The organism is Mediterranea massiliensis (genome assembly GCF_900128475.1).
Lineage (GTDB): Bacteria > Bacteroidota > Bacteroidia > Bacteroidales > Bacteroidaceae > Bacteroides > Bacteroides massiliensis_E.
On sequence record NZ_LT635838.1, the window covers coordinates 601,245 to 619,180 of the forward strand.

Annotated in this window: 16 protein-coding genes; 9 read left to right on the forward strand and 7 right to left on the reverse strand. The window is 52.1% G+C overall.

The genetic code is table 11. From position 1 onward, the window contains the following. Positions 1-5: 5 nt before the first annotated feature. Both BQ7483_RS12375 and BQ7483_RS12380 read left to right on the forward strand, forming a co-directional pair. Complete coding sequence (locus BQ7483_RS12375; protein WP_072546097.1) at positions 6-866, forward strand: hypothetical protein; 861 nt, start codon at positions 6-8, stop codon at positions 864-866. Further along, positions 863-1,315, forward strand: coding sequence for a hypothetical protein (locus BQ7483_RS12380; protein ID WP_072546098.1), 453 nt, complete (start codon positions 863-865; stop codon positions 1,313-1,315). Before BQ7483_RS12375 ends, BQ7483_RS12380 begins: the two co-directional genes overlap by 4 nt. Positions 1,316-1,327: 12 nt before the next feature. Here the strand turns inward: BQ7483_RS12380 and BQ7483_RS12385 are convergent, their stop codons facing one another. Then, entirely contained in the window at positions 1,328-2,443 is a 1,116-nt protein-coding gene (locus BQ7483_RS12385; protein WP_072546099.1) for a nucleotidyltransferase domain-containing protein, read from the reverse strand. 211 nt (positions 2,444-2,654) lie between these two features. Here BQ7483_RS12385 and BQ7483_RS12390 point away from each other — a divergent pair, with 211 nt between their 5' ends. After that, positions 2,655-2,855, forward strand: coding sequence for a PqqD family protein (locus BQ7483_RS12390; RefSeq protein WP_317041274.1), 201 nt, complete (start codon positions 2,655-2,657; stop codon positions 2,853-2,855). 176 nt (positions 2,856-3,031) lie between these two features. Here the strand turns inward: BQ7483_RS12390 and BQ7483_RS12395 are convergent, their stop codons facing one another. The 4 genes from BQ7483_RS12395 to BQ7483_RS12410 all read right to left on the reverse strand — a co-directional run bounded on the left by BQ7483_RS12395 (position 3,032) and on the right by BQ7483_RS12410 (position 8,967). Next, a complete protein-coding gene (locus tag BQ7483_RS12395; RefSeq protein ID WP_022021637.1) occupies positions 3,032-4,204 on the reverse strand; it encodes an OmpA family protein in 1,173 nt (390 codons plus the stop codon). 236 nt (positions 4,205-4,440) lie between these two features. Then, positions 4,441-5,547, reverse strand: coding sequence for a methylmalonyl Co-A mutase-associated GTPase MeaB (meaB, locus tag BQ7483_RS12400; protein ID WP_022021638.1), 1,107 nt, complete (start codon positions 5,545-5,547; stop codon positions 4,441-4,443). 2 nt (positions 5,548-5,549) lie between these two features. Next, positions 5,550-6,620 (reverse strand): DUF1573 domain-containing protein, encoded by a 1,071-nt coding sequence (locus BQ7483_RS12405; RefSeq protein WP_072546100.1) that lies wholly within the window; start codon positions 6,618-6,620, stop codon positions 5,550-5,552. A 214-nt stretch (positions 6,621-6,834) separates the two neighbouring features. Then, a complete protein-coding gene (locus BQ7483_RS12410; RefSeq protein WP_072546101.1) occupies positions 6,835-8,967 on the reverse strand; it encodes a cation:proton antiporter in 2,133 nt (710 codons plus the stop codon). 302 nt (positions 8,968-9,269) lie between these two features. Between BQ7483_RS12410 and rplU the strand changes: the two genes are divergently transcribed. From rplU to BQ7483_RS12435, 5 genes are all read left to right on the forward strand, one after another. Continuing rightward, positions 9,270-9,587, forward strand: a complete 318-nt coding sequence (gene rplU / locus BQ7483_RS12415) for a 50S ribosomal protein L21 (protein ID WP_022021641.1) — start codon at positions 9,270-9,272, stop codon at positions 9,585-9,587. A gap of 23 nt (positions 9,588-9,610) precedes the next feature. Then, positions 9,611-9,880, forward strand: coding sequence for a 50S ribosomal protein L27 (gene rpmA, locus BQ7483_RS12420; RefSeq protein ID WP_022021642.1), 270 nt, complete (start codon positions 9,611-9,613; stop codon positions 9,878-9,880). Between the two features lie 131 nt (positions 9,881-10,011). Then, a complete protein-coding gene (gene serS, locus BQ7483_RS12425; RefSeq protein WP_022021643.1) occupies positions 10,012-11,286 on the forward strand; it encodes a serine--tRNA ligase in 1,275 nt (424 codons plus the stop codon). A 101-nt stretch (positions 11,287-11,387) separates the two neighbouring features. After that, positions 11,388-12,599, forward strand: coding sequence for a glucose/galactose MFS transporter (gene gluP / locus BQ7483_RS12430; protein ID WP_022021644.1), 1,212 nt, complete (start codon positions 11,388-11,390; stop codon positions 12,597-12,599). 267 nt (positions 12,600-12,866) lie between these two features. Beyond that, entirely contained in the window at positions 12,867-15,215 is a 2,349-nt protein-coding gene (locus tag BQ7483_RS12435) for a bifunctional dihydroorotate dehydrogenase B NAD binding subunit/NADPH-dependent glutamate synthase (protein WP_022021645.1), read from the forward strand. Positions 15,216-15,375: 160 nt separating this feature from the next. Here the strand turns inward: BQ7483_RS12435 and BQ7483_RS12440 are convergent, their stop codons facing one another. Further along, complete coding sequence (locus tag BQ7483_RS12440; RefSeq protein ID WP_072546102.1) at positions 15,376-16,281, reverse strand: IS982 family transposase; 906 nt, start codon at positions 16,279-16,281, stop codon at positions 15,376-15,378. A 371-nt stretch (positions 16,282-16,652) separates the two neighbouring features. Between BQ7483_RS12440 and BQ7483_RS12445 the strand changes: the two genes are divergently transcribed. After that, positions 16,653-17,012, forward strand: coding sequence for a hypothetical protein (locus BQ7483_RS12445; protein WP_022021646.1), 360 nt, complete (start codon positions 16,653-16,655; stop codon positions 17,010-17,012). Between the two features lie 150 nt (positions 17,013-17,162). On the opposite strand, the gene BQ7483_RS12450 is transcribed toward BQ7483_RS12445, so the two are convergent. Then, positions 17,163-17,912 carry a LytR/AlgR family response regulator transcription factor gene (locus BQ7483_RS12450; protein ID WP_022021647.1) on the reverse strand — a complete coding sequence of 250 codons (750 nt, stop codon included), beginning with the start codon at positions 17,910-17,912 and terminating at the stop codon, positions 17,163-17,165. Positions 17,913-17,936: the final 24 nt, after the last annotated feature.

Consider the following 17,936-nt stretch of genomic DNA (forward strand, 5'->3'; position numbering starts at 1 on the left):
AGAGTATGATACAAGACTATCTGATTGCAGGATTCCGCCTCCGCATGGAAGGCGATCCGCTGGTAAGGGCCGTAGAAGCCATCGAAGGCTTCAAACCTTTTGCAGCCGAAGCTACCGGAGAAGCCCAAATCCACCTCGCATGGACCGAAGAAACGGCTCCCGACTTCACAACCAAACTCTATCAAACAGAACAGGAACTGACAAAGAACTGCTTCGGACGTTACGAAAAAGGTTACTTGTTTGCCACACGCTACCACGCATACGACGACCATCCCCTCCAGATATGGGTACCGCAAGGAGCGAACAAGGCCTATGTCCACGGGAATCTGGACCACAACCTGCTGCGCTTTGCCTGCTGGATTGCCTTCGGCATCCTGATAGCCCCCCATAAGGCAGTGGCTATCCATACGAGCGCCATCGTGTTCCGCGACAAGGCGGTGCTTTTCCTGGGCGAAAGCGGTACCGGCAAAAGCACCCACACCCGCCTGTGGCGGGAGAATATTTCGGAAGCCACCCTGCTGAACGACGACAGCCCCATCGTCCGCATACACAACGGCATTCCCTACGTATATGGCAGCCCCTGGAGCGGAAAAACGCCGTGCTACAAGACGGAGATGCATGAGCTCGTAGGCTGTGTGCGCCTGTCGCAAGCTCCCTACAACGAAATCAGGAAGCTGAACGTGATGCAGGCATACGCCGCCCTACACCCGTCGTGCCCTCCCGACTTCGCCTATGATGAAAAGCTGTACGACTCCATCAGCGAGGTCCTGAACGACATCCTGACCCAAGTGCCTGTCTACCACCTGGCCTGCCTGCCCAATGCGGAAGCGGCACACCTGTCCTGCAAAACTATCTTCGGAGTATGAGAAAGATTGTGGTAGAGAACGACTTCCTGGCCGAGGCGGCCGAAGCCTTGCGCCAGGGGAAGGCCGTGAAGGTGCGCATCGACGGACAAAGCATGTATCCGTTTATCGTCGGAGGAAAAGACGTGGTGGAAATTGTGCCCCTGAGCGTCGACGAGGAAATGCATGCCTGGTGTTGCCCCTTCTACCAATGGGAAGGCCGGTACATGGTGCACCGGTACGTGGGCAGCGCGGGAGACGAATGCCTGATGCAGGGCGACGGCAACCTGATGCGCCTTGAACGTGTAAAGCGAAAGGACGTGCTGGGCCTGTTGCGCTACATCTACCACGCTGACGGCAGCGTACAGGACTGCACGGACCGGAAGTGGCTCCGGCGCGGGGCCCTGTGGTACCAGCTGCGGCCTTTCAGAAGAGGGTTGCTGTTTGTATTGAAACGGTTCCGGAAACCTTAAGAAGCGGGATTCTTAACGCATCCGCTTCTTCCATTGCATGGATGCCGAGTGCAGCGCCAGCGCCAACGGATGCCAGCGGGCTTCCTGCGGTACGATGGCCCCCCACTCCCTGCTACGCTTCAGCACGCGGACGAACGTATGCCACTTGCCGCTCCAGTAGCCCTCAGGGCGCTTGGACTGGGCGGCATTGTGCTTGCCGAAGTTACCGCCTGCCCAAATGTCAGTCAACAGCCACTCGGCAGTAGGGATGTCCGCCGCCTGGAATGGAACAAGCAGATGTTCCGCAGAAAGTCCCAGATAGCGGACGACGATGACGCCAAATACCCTGGCTGCCTTTTCCAGGCCCAGGCTCTTCAGCAGGGCGGCTGTCTCCTCCTTGCCCGGCAGGTCGCGCTGGGCATACAGCATGCAAGCCCAATCGCAGATCTGACGAAGCCCGATCCCCTCGTCCAGAAAATGCTGGACGGCATGCAGCAAGACGAAAACCGTGTCAAACGGCAACGGCGGCAACGTCACCTCAGCGGCCCCTATCGTCCGCTTGCGGCAGTCGCCACCGGTATACCAGCGCCTGATTTCACGCTGCAGCCTGCGGTTGGCGCCGGGGGCGCTAAGCTGTGTCATGATCCGGTGGTTCTCGACAATGACACCATGCCAGGTGAAACTGGCATGCTTGTACAATTCCTCTTCCTCGGAAGAGGCCTCCAGCCTCAACAGTTCGTTAGCCCGTTCATAATAGTCCAACCCTGTAAAGAGGTCGATGTCACCGCATTGGCGGTGCAAAGGCTCCCGATAATTCTGCGCCAGCCCCTGACCTTTCATCAGTACCGGCTCGATGCCCTCCTTGCGCAAGAGCGCATACAGATTTCCCAGTTCGCGGTTCAACAGGCGGTTGTTTTCCTCCATCTGCAACACGACATTGCACCATTGCAGGTAAAGGGCCCGAGGAGGCAGCTTGTCCTTTGGCAGAGACTGCACGCCGTCGAACACGACTCCCAGCAAAGCCTGCGCGCGAGCCGACCGATAGATTTCTTTCCAATCGGTCTGATTGTCAAACAACTGGGGATTTGCCTGCTTCCCCCACAAACCGGCCCTTATCAGTTCAAAGAATTGTTCCTGTAATGTCGTCATAAAATAGAATCCAGATGGTCAAAACGAGTGCAAATATAGCATAAAGTGATATTTTAATCAATTTTTTCCCCACAATCCTACCATAATCTTAAAAATAATTGTTATTTTTGTCGCTGGAATATCCATTAATGATTATCGAATTATGCACATTAAAGATATGTATAAAGTTCGTCAAATTGCTGGCGAACATATCATTGTGGGGCAAGGCGCTATGCATGCCGACATGACCAAAGTGATTTCTCTCAATTCTACAGCATTGCTGCTTTGGAACGAGTTACAGGGACGCGACTTTACAATAGCCGATGCTGCTGCTGTTTTGACGACTCACTTTGGCATAGACCATGACCGTGCCGAGGCCGATGCCCGTTCGTGGGTAGAGCGTCTGGTTGGATGTGGCGTGATTGCCGAATAATTCCCCCCTTTTCCATTCCATCAGCAAAAAGCCATCTTTTCAGATGGCTTTTTTATTGTACGAACTTACATCCAATAAAAATGGCGTGTGACAAACACACGCCATTCCATTATCAGACAAGAGATGCCCCCTTTCTTCGCGAAAGGAGGTATCATCTATAAGAAACTGTTCTCAATTTATTTGGAAGATTCCACCAATACAACTCGGTTCAAAATCGGCTCACCAAACGAATCAACAGCCTCGGTCTTGCCCACAGACAGACGGGAAGCGTCTACTCCGTATTCGTCTACCAAGACTTTAATGACAGCTTCGGCACGCTTCTTGGCCAATTGCTGGTTGAATTCAGGCGTACCCGTAGCCGAATCAGCATATCCGTTGACTACATACGTGCTTTCGGGGTTGTTCTTCATCGTTTCAGCCATGTAGGAGAGGTTCATGGACTCACGCTTGGACACCTTGGCAGAACCAATCGTGAAGAATACGGTACGAGGAGTAACATCCTGTTTTACGATTACTTGAGGTTCTGGCTTCTGAGCAGCCTCTTTCTTGGCTTGGTCCAAAGCAGAAGTCAATTGCTGGTTTTCTGCTGCCATTTCCTTGATTTTATTACGCATATGGTCCAGCTCGGATTCCGAAATGAGCTGTGGTTTGGGTTTGTCAAATCCACGTTTTGCAAAACGATAAGTTACGCCGACCGTAGCACTGACTACACCATCATAACCCTTACCACCCAAACCGGCATCAAATTTGTCTTCCATACCAACAATGCTCAGTTCCAAATTAATGTCCCAAGCATCTGAGATACGGAAACGGTTGAGCAAACCTGCATTGGCAGACATGCACTGACGATGAGCCTCCGTATAGCTATGAGTAAAGCCGAAACCTACATAAGGGATAATCTCATATACACGATTAGGATTGTAACCGCCAAACAAGGCATTCAGATTGAACATGGCGTCGGCATGCAGATTCATGTAATTAAAGCGCTGCTTGTAACCGCCGTCCACCATATCACCCGTAGTATAATCTGTCAACGCAGACGGAGCAAAACCTCTGGCCTGCAAACCGCTATACTGCAAACGCCCTCCGATACCCGGAGTGAACCACTTACCAACAGCGATGTTGATTGTCGGACTTATCCGCTGACCAAAATTACCTACATTGGTATCAAAGTCACCCATCAACACACTTCCACCCACACCGGCAGAAATAAACCAATTGTCCCAAAACTTATTGGTAACCACTGCATACTTGTCCTGATCTGCATCAACGGACGGTTTTGCCTCCGACTGTGCCATGGAACCCAAAGCAACACCCGACATTGCCAATAACATTAAAATCTTTTTCATAATCTCAGCATTTTAAAATTAATATAAACATATTCGCTCACAAACCTTACCCGCGAAATATCTTTGCAACTTATTTATATTAATAAGGTACCAAAGGTTAAACTTCACAAGTATATTGAGACAAATATATAGTTTTTTTTAATATAACACAATTTTTTCAACGAATATCGCCCAATGATACGTTAATAACTATTAATTAAGAATAGAAAGGCGCCTTTTAAGCAAAATACTATACATTATTTTCCCTTCATATCCTCAAAATAGGTATCAAGCAACGACTTGGCGGCTACAAACGACGTCAGGTTTCCTTGCAGGACCTGCTGCTCACGGTCGGCCAGCATCGACTGGATTTTGGGATTGTGGTAAAAGCTGTCCTTCAAATGTTCGTTGATGCTCTCGTACATCCAGTATTTGCTTTGCTCGTTGCGACGATAATCGAAATAGCCGTTGGCTTTTACAAAATCTATGTATTGGTACACCATGTTCCAAATTTCTTTTACTCCTAAATTATAGAAGCCGGAATAGATAAGAACCTGGGGCGTCCAGCCACTTTCGGGAGCCGGAAACAGGTGGAGGGCATTGCGGAACTGGGCAGCTGCCAGACGGGCACGCTCCACATTGTCGCCGTCGGCTTTGTTGATGACAATGCCGTCGGCCATCTCCATGATGCCACGCTTGATGCCCTGCAGTTCGTCGCCCGTTCCCGCCAACTGGATGAGCAGGAAGAAATCGACCATGGAGTGGACAGCAGTCTCGCTCTGACCGACACCGACCGTTTCCACAAAAATCTTGTCAAAACCGGCCGCCTCGCAGAGGATGATTGTTTCACGCGTCTTGCGGGCTACGCCACCCAGTGAACCGGCTGACGGGCTGGGACGGATGAACGACTTGGGATGAACCGACAGCTTCTCCATACGGGTCTTGTCGCCCAAGATGCTGCCCTTGCTGCGTTCGCTGCTGGGGTCGATGGCCAGCACGGCCAGCTTGCCGCCATATTGTTCGAGTACATGGAGGCCGAAGACATCGATGGACGTACTCTTGCCGGCACCCGGCACGCCACTGATGCCCACTCGGATGGAACTTCCTGAATAAGGAAGGCACTTTTCGATGACCTCCTGAGCGATGGTCTGATGCTCGGAGCGCACGCTTTCGACCAACGTGACAGCCTGACTCAAAACAGTCACATCACCCTTGACGATGCCGTCCACGTATTCGGCTACCGACAATTCACGCTTCTTGCGCCGCGGACGATTCTTCAGATAGGGGTTCACAGATGCAGGCTGCTCCACGCCGGCATTGACGGTCAAGCCCTTGTATGCTTCGTTGTTTTCGGGATGTTCCATAGTTATTTGGCTTTAATGTTGATGGTTACTTTCGGATGGATCGGGTCATTGGTGATCAGCAACAGACGCAGGTGACGGCGATGTTTGCCGATGTTCCGTTTGGTGACAGATACCCGCAGGCGGGTAGACTCGCCCGGAGCCAGCACCGTTTTCTTCAAACGGACATTCACAGCCGGATGGAACACCTGCAATTTGCTGATCTGCAGGGGAGAACGACCGGTATTGGTCAAGGTGATGTCCTGATGGGCCCGTTTCTTCCGTGCCAGTGTCTGGCTCAAGTCGATGCTGTCGGCCAAAAGGCTGATGACAGGCGCATTGAGACGTTCGGCTTCAGTCAGGTTGGAGAAGTCGGGAAGCAGAACGGCGGAAACCGATATTTCGTTCTCCTCACCGACCTTGTCGCCCAGGAAGCGGGACAGATAGACAGATGACTGGGTCAACCCCAAGTCTGTCAGCTTCTCGGAGTTCAGCGTCAACTTCACCGTGCCACGCTCGCCCTGTTGCAATACTTCCGGATTGCTTTCCATCGTCAGATAGGAAGGGAGATGCATCAGCACGGGCTCGTAGGGCTTGTCCGAGAGATTTACGACACTGAGGTACATCACTGGATGCTCTCCGCGCTGTACATCGGGGAAGTCTATCTCATTCCGATCGATGCGTATCTGACCGATCTGATAGGGATGTGTACGGGTAAAGTCACTGATTTCGGTCACCACTTCCCCGTCGAACTTCAGGTAGACCAGGTGGGGAGCCGCATTGGTAAAGATGGCGACCGACTTCTGAAAATGTCCCAAGGCTTCGGCGTCGAAGGTTACGTCCACCGTTCCCTTTTCGCCAGGCGCAATGGGTGTCTTGGTCCATCGGACATCGGTACAGGCACAATCGGGCTCCACCTCACTGAGAACCAGCGGTTCATTGCCCGTGTTGGTGACGGTATACTGCACCGTAACGGGACGCTTCCACTCAATTTGCCCCAAGTGTTGCATCTGCGTGCTCGACGTGAAGCGTGCCTGCGCGGCAACACCCGCCACCAGGCATGTACAAAGCGTTATGATAGAAAAAAATCTTTTCATCCGTTTCAAAGGTTATCATGATTACAGATTGCAAATGTACAAAATTCGGGTTGAAGAAACACCCCTTGACCCACATTTTAGGCAAGATTTAGATTCAGGCTTGTCAAGCGAATCCGCCAACCCTTTCTCTACCAACCCGACAAGTGCACGACAAAGCACTGCTTTCCCCAAAGAAAAACGATGTTTTCCCCTAAAGAAAGCGATGGGACACGACTTACTTCCGACCACGATGCTGGAAGAACCAGCGGAGGATGGAGGCAGGAATGGTGTGAGTAAAGGAGTTGACTTCGTCGCTCCGCTCGTCGACACGGGCAAAATACTGGGCGGCGTCCTTGTCGGAGAGCACCCCGTCGGCCTGCATCTGACGGATGGTGCGCCGTTCGTTGCTCAGCACCATACGGATGGCTTTTTGTGTCAGAGCGTGGTTGTAGGCCTTGGGGAAGTCGGCAGCCAAGCGCCCGATGACATGGTTCATGCCTTCGATGTTGTGCTCCACTTCCCGACGAAGCGCCTGCAGGAGGCCCGTCTGCGACGGTTGTACCAAGCCCGACGAAGCCAGGTCGTCGAGCAGCTTCAGGTCTTCGCGCTGCAGAATGATGAAACCGCGGCCCAGGTCGTAGATGATCATGATGCGCTCGCGGAAGTAGAAGCCCGTCCAACGGCTGAAGTAGGGCAGCTTCTGCATGCGGTAGAGCGCCTGCGTGCGGCTGCAGAAGTCGAAAATGGAGCGACGGAGGTCCAGCGGATAGGTGCCGTCGTGATCATATAGTTCGTCGAGCGAGTTCATCAGCCGGCGGAAGGCCGTCTGCGAAATGATGCCTTCGTCGTAGATTTCACGGCTGAAAGCCTTCTCACGGTCGAGCACCCGCAGACGCAGTTCGGCCAGCACGTCCTGCGAACGGGCAGCAGACAGAGGAGCCTTGTCGGGAAGCGGAGCCACGTAACCAGCCACCTTCTTCCAGTTGGCTCCCGCCAGCGGTTCGCGGGTCTTCAGGCGTTCGAAATATTTCTCCCCGCTCTCGCGGATACGTTCCTGCACGCGGCGCTCCATCAGTATCCGAGCCGAGGGCACATGGATAAGCCCCAGCTTACCCAGCAGCCAGCGCGTGGTAGTGGCGTTGATGCAGAGGGTCAGCGTCACGATGCCCGCCGTGAAGAACAGCACCTGGCTGCGAATGTCCTCGGGGATGGCAGGCGTATAGGACACCATCAGCGCCAGCGTCAGGCCCAGGGCACCACGCAGGCCGCCCCAGGTGAGGATGACCGATTCGCGCTTACTCAATCCATAGCCCAGCCGCTTCATCAGCGGATAGAGCATCATGATCATAAGGAAGCGGAACACGTTCAGGCCTACATAGATGAGCAGCAGTACGCCGAAGTGCGACCACGTGAAGTCCACCTTGACGGCAATCACCACGCCCACGATGATGAACACCAGCGTATTGGCCATGTAGGTCAGCAAGTCCCAGAAGCTCTCCATGAACTCGTTGACCTGCGGCTTGAGGCGCGGCTTCCCCACATAGGCAATGGTCAGTCCGAAAGCCACCAAGGCGATGACGCCCGACAGGCCCAGGTAATATTGCGACAGGATGAACACCAGATAGGCCGAAAAGATGATGACACTGTTCTGGATGAGCGCCTCCGAGTTGATGCGGGTGATGAACCAGATGACCACACGGGCAGCCATATAGCCCAGCAGCACACCGCCGGCCACCACCTGCACGAATTGCATGACGGGCGACACCTCGCTCTGCCCCGCCGCCGTATAGACACCGAAGAACAGCATGAAGCAGACGATACCCGTGCCGTCGTTGAGCAACGATTCGGCATCAACCAGCGTGGAAAAGCGCTTGCTCGTCTTCAGCTCATGGAGCAGGGCCACGACGGCCACAGGGTCGGTAGCACTGATCAGGGCGCCGAACATCAGCGCAAAGGGCCACGTCCATTGCCCGTAACCGGGCACTGCAAGACTGATGACCATCAGCAGAACAGCCGTCAGGAGCATGCAGATGACCAACCCCGGCACGGCCAGCAGCGTGGCGTTGGCCAAGGTCTTCTTGAAAATATGCAGATTCAGCTCATAGGCCGCATCGAATATCAGCACAGGCAGGAAGATGTAAAGGATGAAGTCGGGATTGATGTTGGCCACCCCCGTCAACGCCTCCCCCACCTCGGGCACGGCACGAAACAGGCCGTATCGGTCGGCCAGCCCCACCAGCAATCCGACGGCAAACAACGCCACCGTATAAGGTACGCGCGAACGGCGCAACAACGACTTCAGCAAAGCGCCGACCACCAGACCTCCGATAGCCAGCAACAAAGGCACGAGCAAAGCAAATTCTTCCATAAAGCCCAAAATTACAATCAAAAGTTAAGCCTTGCAAAGATAACATAAACTACGAGAAACGCCAAGCGGAAAACACAGATTTCCACTCCCCGATTCCGAAGCGCGGCACGTCCCCTCCGCCCCTCTCCATCCCAGCCCCGCTATCACGTTGAAAAAGAAGCGAAAATATCGGGCAAACATTTGCACATCTCGGATAAAAGCCGTACTTTTGTGCCCGATTATTCCGAAACGGGTCCGACAAAGAGCTTTCCAAGTGATTGGAGACCACCCGACGGAGCTAACTTATACATTATATATAAGAAATGTACGCAATTGTAGAAATCAACGGCCAGCAGTTCAAGGCAGAAGCTGGCAAGAAACTGTTTGTACACCACATCCAGAATGCAGAAGCAGGTGCAACAGTAGAATTTGAAAAAGTACTCCTGGTAGACAAAGACGGCAACGTAACCGTAGGCCTGCCCACCGTAGAAGGCGCCAAGGTAGTTTGCGAAGTAGTATCTCCGCTGGTAAAAGGCGAGAAGGTCCTCGTTTTCCACAAGAAGAGAAGAAAAGGCTTCCGCAAGCTGAACGGACATCGTCAGCAGTTTACAGAGTTGAACATCAAAGAAGTAGTAGCTTAATCAATTTAAAACAGTAAGAAGAAATGGCACATAAAAAAGGTGTTGGTAGTTCTAAGAACGGCCGTGAATCAGCAAGTAAGAGATTAGGCGTTAAGATATTCGGTGGCGAAGCTTGCAAGGCAGGCAACATCATCGTTCGTCAGAGAGGTACAGAATTCCATCCGGGCAAGAACATCGGTATGGGCAGCGACCACACTCTCTACGCCTTGGTAGACGGAACTGTACAGTTCAAGGTTACCCGTGAAGACAGACGTTACGTATCTGTCATTCCGGCAGAAAGCGCAGAAGCATAAGTTTTTGCCTCATATAACAAAAGGCACAAGGGATGCAATCAAAAAACGGTTGCATCCCTTTCTTTTTAGGAAAGAATGAGTTACCTTTGCCGGGTAAAAAACGAAAAAAACAATTCTTAATCCAACAAGATATGCTTACCATCAAACAAATCACTGAAAATACAGACGCGGTAGTCCGCGGACTGGAGAAGAAGCATTTCAAGAATGCCAAGGAGGCCATCGAACAGGTATTGGCCCTGAACAACAAACGTAGAAGTACACAGACTTTACTCGATAACAACCTCGCCGAAGTCAACTCCCTGTCCAAGTCCATCGGCCAGCTGATGAAGGAAGGCAAGAAGGACGAGGCCGAAACCGCCAAGAGCCGTGTGGCCGAACTGAAGGAAGCCAACAAGACCCTGCAGGCCGACATGGACCAGGCCGCACACGACCTGCAACAGCTGCTCTACACCATCCCCAACGTTCCCTACGACGAAGTGCCCGAAGGCGCTACGGCCGAAGACAACCTCGTGGTAAAGATGGGCGGCATGGAGACCGAACTGCCCAAAGACGCCCTGCCCCACTGGGAACTGGCCAAGAAGTATGACATCATCGACTTCGACCTGGGTGTGAAGATTACCGGCGCAGGCTTCCCCGTATACAAAGGCAAGGGTGCCCGCCTGCAACGCGCCCTCATCAACTTCTTCCTCGACGAGGCACGCGCTTCGGGCTACACGGAAGTGATGCCCCCCACAGTGGTGAACGCCGCTTCGGGCTACGGCACCGGCCAGCTGCCCGACAAGGAAGGACAGATGTACCATTGCGAGGTGGACGACCTCTACCTCATCCCCACGGCCGAAGTGCCCGTGACAAACATCTACCGCGACGTCATCCTCGACGAGAAGCAGCTCCCCATCAAGAACTGCGCCTACACCGAGTGCTTCCGCCGCGAGGCAGGCTCCTACGGCAAGGACGTGCGTGGCCTGAACCGCCTGCACGAATTCTCGAAAGTAGAGCTGGTGCGCATCGACACCCCCGAACACAGTCGCCAGAGCCATCAGGAAATGCTCGACCATGTGGAAGGCCTGCTCCAGAAGCTGGAACTGCCCTACCGCATCCTGCGCCTCTGCGGCGGCGACATGAGCTTCACATCGGCCATCTGCTACGACTTCGAAGTGTATAGCGAAGCACAGAAGCGCTGGCTGGAAGTAAGCTCCGTGTCCAACTTCGACACCTACCAGGCCAATCGCCTGAAATGCCGCTACCGCACGGCCGACAAGAAGACCGAGCTGTGCCACACGCTGAACGGCTCTGCCCTGGCCCTGCCGCGCATCGTGGCCGCCCTGTTGGAAAACAACCAGACACCCGAGGGCATCCGCATCCCGAAAGCACTGGTTCCCTACTGCGGCTTCGACATCATTGATTGAAAATAAAGAATTGAGAATTGAAAATGGAAGGATGGCATTCATTCTTCATTTTCAATTCTCAATCATCAATTAAATAATTCTAACCCCATAATCTATTCATCATGAATGCAAAAAACAAAAGTTTCGCATTGCCGCTGACATTCGTCGGCATCATGTTCTTCGCCATCGGCTTCGCGCTGGGCATCAACTCACTGCTCGTACCCGTCCTGCAAGGTTCGCTGGGCATCTCGAACGCTGCTTCCTATCTGATTATCGCCGCGACGTTCATCCCCTTCCTTATTTTCGGCTACCCTGCCGGACTCACCATCAAGGCCATCGGCTACAAACGCACGATGTCACTCTCGTTCATCATCTTTGCCGTAGCCTTCTACCTGTTCATCCTCTCGGCCGACTACAAGAGCTTCAGCCTCTTCCTGCTGGCTTCGTTCATCAGCGGTGCTGCCAACGCCTACCTGCAGGCCTCCGTCAACCCCTACATCACCATCCTGGGTCCGCTGGAGAGTGCCGCCAAGCGCATCAGCATCATGGGTATCTGCAACAAGCTGGCTTGGCCCATTCCGTCCATCTTCATCGTGTGGTTGCTGGGCAAAGACGTGAACCTCATCGGCATTGAAGACCTGAACAAACCCTTCATCATCATCATTTGCGCCTTCATTGCCCTGGGCATCATGGCTTTCTTCGCGCCCCTGCCCGAAGTGAAGGCTGAAGGTGAAGACGAGGACGACACCACTTCCAGTGCATCGAGTTACGCTGCCGGCAAGACGTCCGTCTTCCAGTTCCCCCACCTGTTGCTGGGCTGTCTCGCCCTGTTCCTCTACGTGGGCGTTGAAACCGTTTCGCTTGGAACACTCGTCGATTATGCCAACTCGCTGGGCCTGCCGGGTGCGGCCAACTACGCTTGGATTGCCCCCATCGGCATCGTCATCGGCTACATCTGCGGCATCATCTTCATTCCGAAATACATCAGCCAGGCCGCCGCGCTGAAGGTGTGCTCCATTCTGGCTGTCATCGGCTCGCTGCTCGTCGTGCTCACGCCGCAGGACATCTCCATCTACTTTATCTCGTTCATGGCGCTGGGCTGCTCGCTAATGTGGCCTGCCCTATGGCCGCTGGCCATGGCCGACCTGGGCAAGTTCACCAAAGCCGGTTCGTCGCTGCTCATCATGGCCATGTTCGGCGGTGCCGTTATCCCCACCCTCTACGGATGGTTGAAGGACGTGACCAGCCCCCAGCAAGCCTACTGGCTCTGCCTGCCGTGCTTCCTGTTCATCCTCTATTATGGTGTGTCGGGATATAAGATCCGCACGAAGTAAGATACAGATTTCAGATTTCACATTTTAGAATTCAGAATTCTGATTTTAGAATAAAGGAGTTAAGCCAAACGCTGGGGTTTCGCACACCCTGGCATTGGCTTAGCTCCTTTACTTTTGACTTCTGAACCCCTTCTTAACCCTTTCCCAGCTCCTCTTATCCTAACTTTCTTCCTCTTCTTTCTTTGATTTTAACAAATAAGCCGTATCTTTGTATAATCTATCAATCTGAAAGCAATTACGTAATTATACCAACAAAAAAACAACGAAATGAATAAAATCATCAGCAAAGAACAATTTTCAGCGAAAGTGTTCAAGTTCGAAGTGGAGGCTCCGCTCATAGCCCGCTCGCGCAAGGCCGGCCACTTCGTCATTGTCCGTGTGGACACCAAAGGCGAACGCATGCCGCTGACCATCGCCGGCGCCGACGTGCAGAAGGGTACCATCACGCTGGTCGTACAGGAAGTGGGCCTCTCGTCCACCAAGTTGTGCCAGTTGAACGAAGGCGACTACATCCTCGACGTAGTAGGTCCACTGGGACAAGCCACACACATCGAAAAGTTCGGCACCGTGGTATGTGCCGGCGGCGGTGTGGGTGTAGCCCCGATGCTACCCATCATCCAGGCCCTGAAAGAGGCGGGCAACCGCGTCATCTCTGTCCTGGCCGGACGCACCAAAGAACTGATAATTCTCGAAAATGAAGTAAGGAAGTCATCGGACGAGGTCATCATCATGACCGATGACGGCTCGTATGGCAACAAAGGACTTGTGACTGAAGGCATCGAAAGCGTCATCAAGCGCGAGAAGGTGGACAAATGCTTTGCCATAGGCCCTGCTATCATGATGAAATTCTGTTGTTTGCTGACTAAGAAATACGACATCCCCACAGACGTGTCACTGAACACCATCATGGTCGACGGAACAGGAATGTGTGGTGCCTGCCGCATCACCGTGGGCGGAAAGACCAAATTTGTCTGTGTGGACGGTCCTGAATTCGACGGTCACCAGGTGGAATGGGACGAGATGTTCAAGCGCATGGGATCGTTCAAAGACGTGGAACGTGAAGAAATGAGCCATCTGGAGGCATCTGTCTGCCATGCCGTCCCCGCTGAAGCCTCTCCAGCCGTAACGCCGGCTGCACGGCCCATGACGGACGACACCCCGATGGAAGAACTTCTCGACCGCAAAGCTCCCTGGCGTGAGGCCCTGCGCAAGAGCATGAAGCCGAAGGAACGCACCGCCATCGCCCGCTGCCCGATGAACGAACTCGACCCCGTCTACCGCGCTACCACCCGCACGGAAGAAGTAAACACAGGCTACACCAAGGAACAGGCCATGACCGAGGCCAAACGTTGTCTGGACTGTGCCAACCCCACGTGTATGCAAGGCTGCCCCGTCAGCATCAACATCCCCTCGTTCATCAAGAACGTAGAGCGCGGCGAGTTTCTCGAGGCGGCCCGCGTGCTGAAGCACACCTCTTCGCTGCCCGCCGTCTGCGGACGCGTCTGCCCGCAGGAGAAGCAGTGCGAAAGCCAGTGCATCCACCTGAAGATGAACGAACCCGCCGTAGCCATCGGCAACTTGGAGCGTTTCGTAGCCGATTATGAGCGCGAGAGCGGCAACATCATCCTGCCCGAACTGGCCCCCAAGAACGACATCAAGGTGGCCGTCGTGGGTTCGGGTCCTGCCGGACTGAGCTTTGCAGGCGACATGGTGAAGTATGGCTACGACGTCACCGTCTTCGAAGCCCTGCACGAGATTGGCGGCGTATTGAAATATGGTATCCCCGAGTTCCGCCTGCCCAACAAGATCGTGGACGTGGAAATCAACAACCTCGAGAAGATGGGCGTGAAGTTCGTCAAGGACTGCATCATCGGCAAGACCGAAAGTGTGGAAGAACTCCAGAAAGAAGGCTACAAAGGCGTATTCATCGCCTCGGGCGCCGGCCTGCCTAACTTTATGAACATCCCCGGCGAGAACAGTGTGAACATCATGTCGAGCAACGAGTACCTGACGCGCGTCAACCTGATGGACGCCTCCAATCCCGAAACCGACACCCCCATCAACCCTGCCAAACGTGTCATGGTGGTAGGTGGCGGCAACACGGCTATGGACTCCTGCCGCACAGCCAAACGCCTGGGGGCTGAAAAGGTATACATCGTCTACCGCCGCAGTGAGGCCGAAATGCCCGCCCGTTTGGAAGAGGTGAAACACGCCAAAGAAGAAGGCATCGAATTCCTCACTCTCCACAATCCCATCGAATACATTGCCGACGAGAAAGGGGCCGTAAAGCAGGTCATCCTCCAACAGATGACTTTGGGCGAGCCCGATGCCAGCGGCCGACGCAGCCCTGTCCCCATTCCTGGTGCCACCGTTACGCTTGACATCGATATGGCCGTAGTGGCCGTAGGCGTATCGCCGAACCCCATCGTACCCAAGTCCGTCAAAGGATTGGAACTGGGCCGTAAGAACACCATCGCCGTCAACGATGACATGCAATCATCCATCCCCACCATCTATGCCGGCGGCGACATTGTGCGCGGAGGTGCCACCGTCATTCTGGCTATGGGCGACGGACGCCGTGCAGCGGCAGCCATGCACCATCAACTGCATGGATAAGCCCTGCCCTTGACCACAAAAATTGCAGGCCACATCCACCTGCACGAAGCTGTGCCACAACGTAGAAGCCTATCCGCTTCCACGCTTGGCACAGCTTTTTTGATGATTACATTCCTCTTCACATGCATTTACTTATTATAACGTGAGTTCGAAATAAGAATCAGAAGATAGCCAGTTGCCCGTCATTGATAAAGTTCACATCAATGGCGGGCTTCTTCTCAAAAAAACAGTATGCCGCGATAGCAGACAGCGTATTTGCAATGAAGTTATTGAATGAACGGTGTCTGGAATGCTCTATCTGCGCAATGTTCTTCAGTTCGTCATTGACCGTTTCAATCAAGGCTCTTTTTCTGAGCAGGATCTTGTCGGCGATGCTCATCAGTGAATTTTTCATATTGTTTTTGACCTTGGTGACAAGTTGTATGCCGTTAAGGAAAAGATTCTCGAACAGAGCCTGGCCAATATATCCTTTGTCGGCACATAATTTCCCCTTTATGTTTTCCAGGAACCGGCCTTGCTTCAGAGGCTCGCGGTCATCCACGTTTCCGGGAGTGAGCGTGAAATTCAGGATTTCGCCCTTGTCATTGATTATCAGGTGCAATTTGAATCCGAAGAACCAACCCATGGAACTTCTCCCACGCTCGGCAAGCCCCTCAAATGTTTTGTGAATCAATATACGTTGGTTGCGACAGACACGCAGGACTGTAGAATCGACAAAACTGATGCCGGTACATGTCCCCAACAGGACTTTCTTGATGAAAATGGTCAGGGGGAGCAGTAATTCCTTCTCCAGTTCCACAAAACGGTTATAGGAAACCTGTCTCGGGAAAAGGTGCTTCAGATGTTTGCAGACATATTCCTTGTAATAATGCTTGAAGCAGCGGAAACCGCCCGAGTGAAACAGGATAAGAATCACCATAATCTCTGCATCGCTCATACGGTTAGGCTTGTTACGATGTCTAGCCTTCTTGTCTTCAATCATATATTTTTCTTGTTGCAACGCAAATTCCTTGCAAAAATCATCGGCCATACAATAAATTTCCGTAATTTTAGACTCTGAGAACATAGCGGTAATCGTTTAAATGTTATAATTGAGTACTATAAATTTAATACTTTTATCGCTATGTTTCTAATTTTCAATGAGATATTTATTTACTTATATCGAATTCACGTTATTATAACAATATGACACAAGCGCACCCTATTTTATTACAATTATGCTACAAAATAAAGAATAACCATCCATTTTCACACCTTAATTTTGATTTATATCAAGAAATGACATTCCCAACAGCACTTTTCCCCTTATTTGTTTTTATGTTATAAAACATGCCCGTATATTTGCATCGGTAAAAAGAAAGAGACCTGACACAAAGTCAAGTTTCAATAGGTATTAGCATTTAAAGATTAGTTTTTTAGGATTAACAACAAAGCATTATGAAACGTTTAGGATTAACATTAGCGGCAGCATTCTGCCTGACAGCTGCAACTTTTGCAGCAGGTAACCAACCGGTAGTTGAATCAGCCAAGTGGGATGGCAACATCAATGTATCCAAGCTGAGCAAGTACTTGAACCTGGACAGCAAGCAACACGAAGAAGTGGCCAACATCTGCGAATTCTTCAACGCCGAAATGTCGCGTGCAACATCTTCCAAGAAAAACCGCGAACAATTGTTGCGCAACGCTGTATATGGTAACCTGAAGCTGATGAAAAAGACTTTGGATGAAAAGCAGTATGCTGACTACACCAAAGTACTGAATGTAACTTTGCGCAACAAAGGTATTGACATCAAGTAAATATCCGTTCCCTTTGAGGATATGATATAAACTCACATAAAAAGAAAGCGTTGGAGGCATTTCTCCAACGCTTTTTTTTCGTCAAGCACCGTCATCAAAGCAACGATGCGGACTCCCTAACCAATATATAGATAATTGGCCGTCCTACTTTCACAAGCAAAAACGTTCCTGCAATTCTTTCTTGTATTTTTTGGAGACCTGCAACTCCGTTACCCGATCAAAAGGCGGATACAGCAGGCAGTGATTATCCTTAATGAGCATCAGATAATCTATGTTGATGATGTAAGATTGATGAATCTGAACAAACCTGGGAAGACTATGCACAATCTGCTCGGCCGTCATGCCCCGACGCAAAGTCAAAGGCGGCTCGTTATTCAGAATCACTTCCCACAATTTACGCTCTGACGAATAGCGGAAAAAACCAATTTCACCAGTCCGCAACACCCGCATATCGTTAGTGGGGGTATAGACCATAAACGTCTCACTGACCGAAGGAGTGACAGGAGTCGAGATTGTCCGCTGTCCCATCTGCATCTGTTGCAGAAAACGCTTCAGGATATCCTCCAAGTCCTGGTGCTGGAATGGTTTCAGCAGATAGTCGAAGGCCGACTCACGGATGGCTTGTATCATGTATTTGTCATACGCTGTATAGAACACGACCCTCATGTTCCAGACAATGCTGTCGCGGATGTCCTGCAAAAGTTCCATACCGGTCATATCAGGCATTTCAACATCCAAGAATAACAATTCAGGATGGACCTTGTCTATCAACCGCTTGGCCAGACGCGCATTCCGGGCCACACCCTCCACCGAGAATTCAGGCTTCGCCTTCAATTCGAGCGCCAGATTGTCCGCAGCAATTTCGTCGTCGTCCACTATAACTACCTTATATGTATACATGTAATATCTACTTGTTTTCGAAGC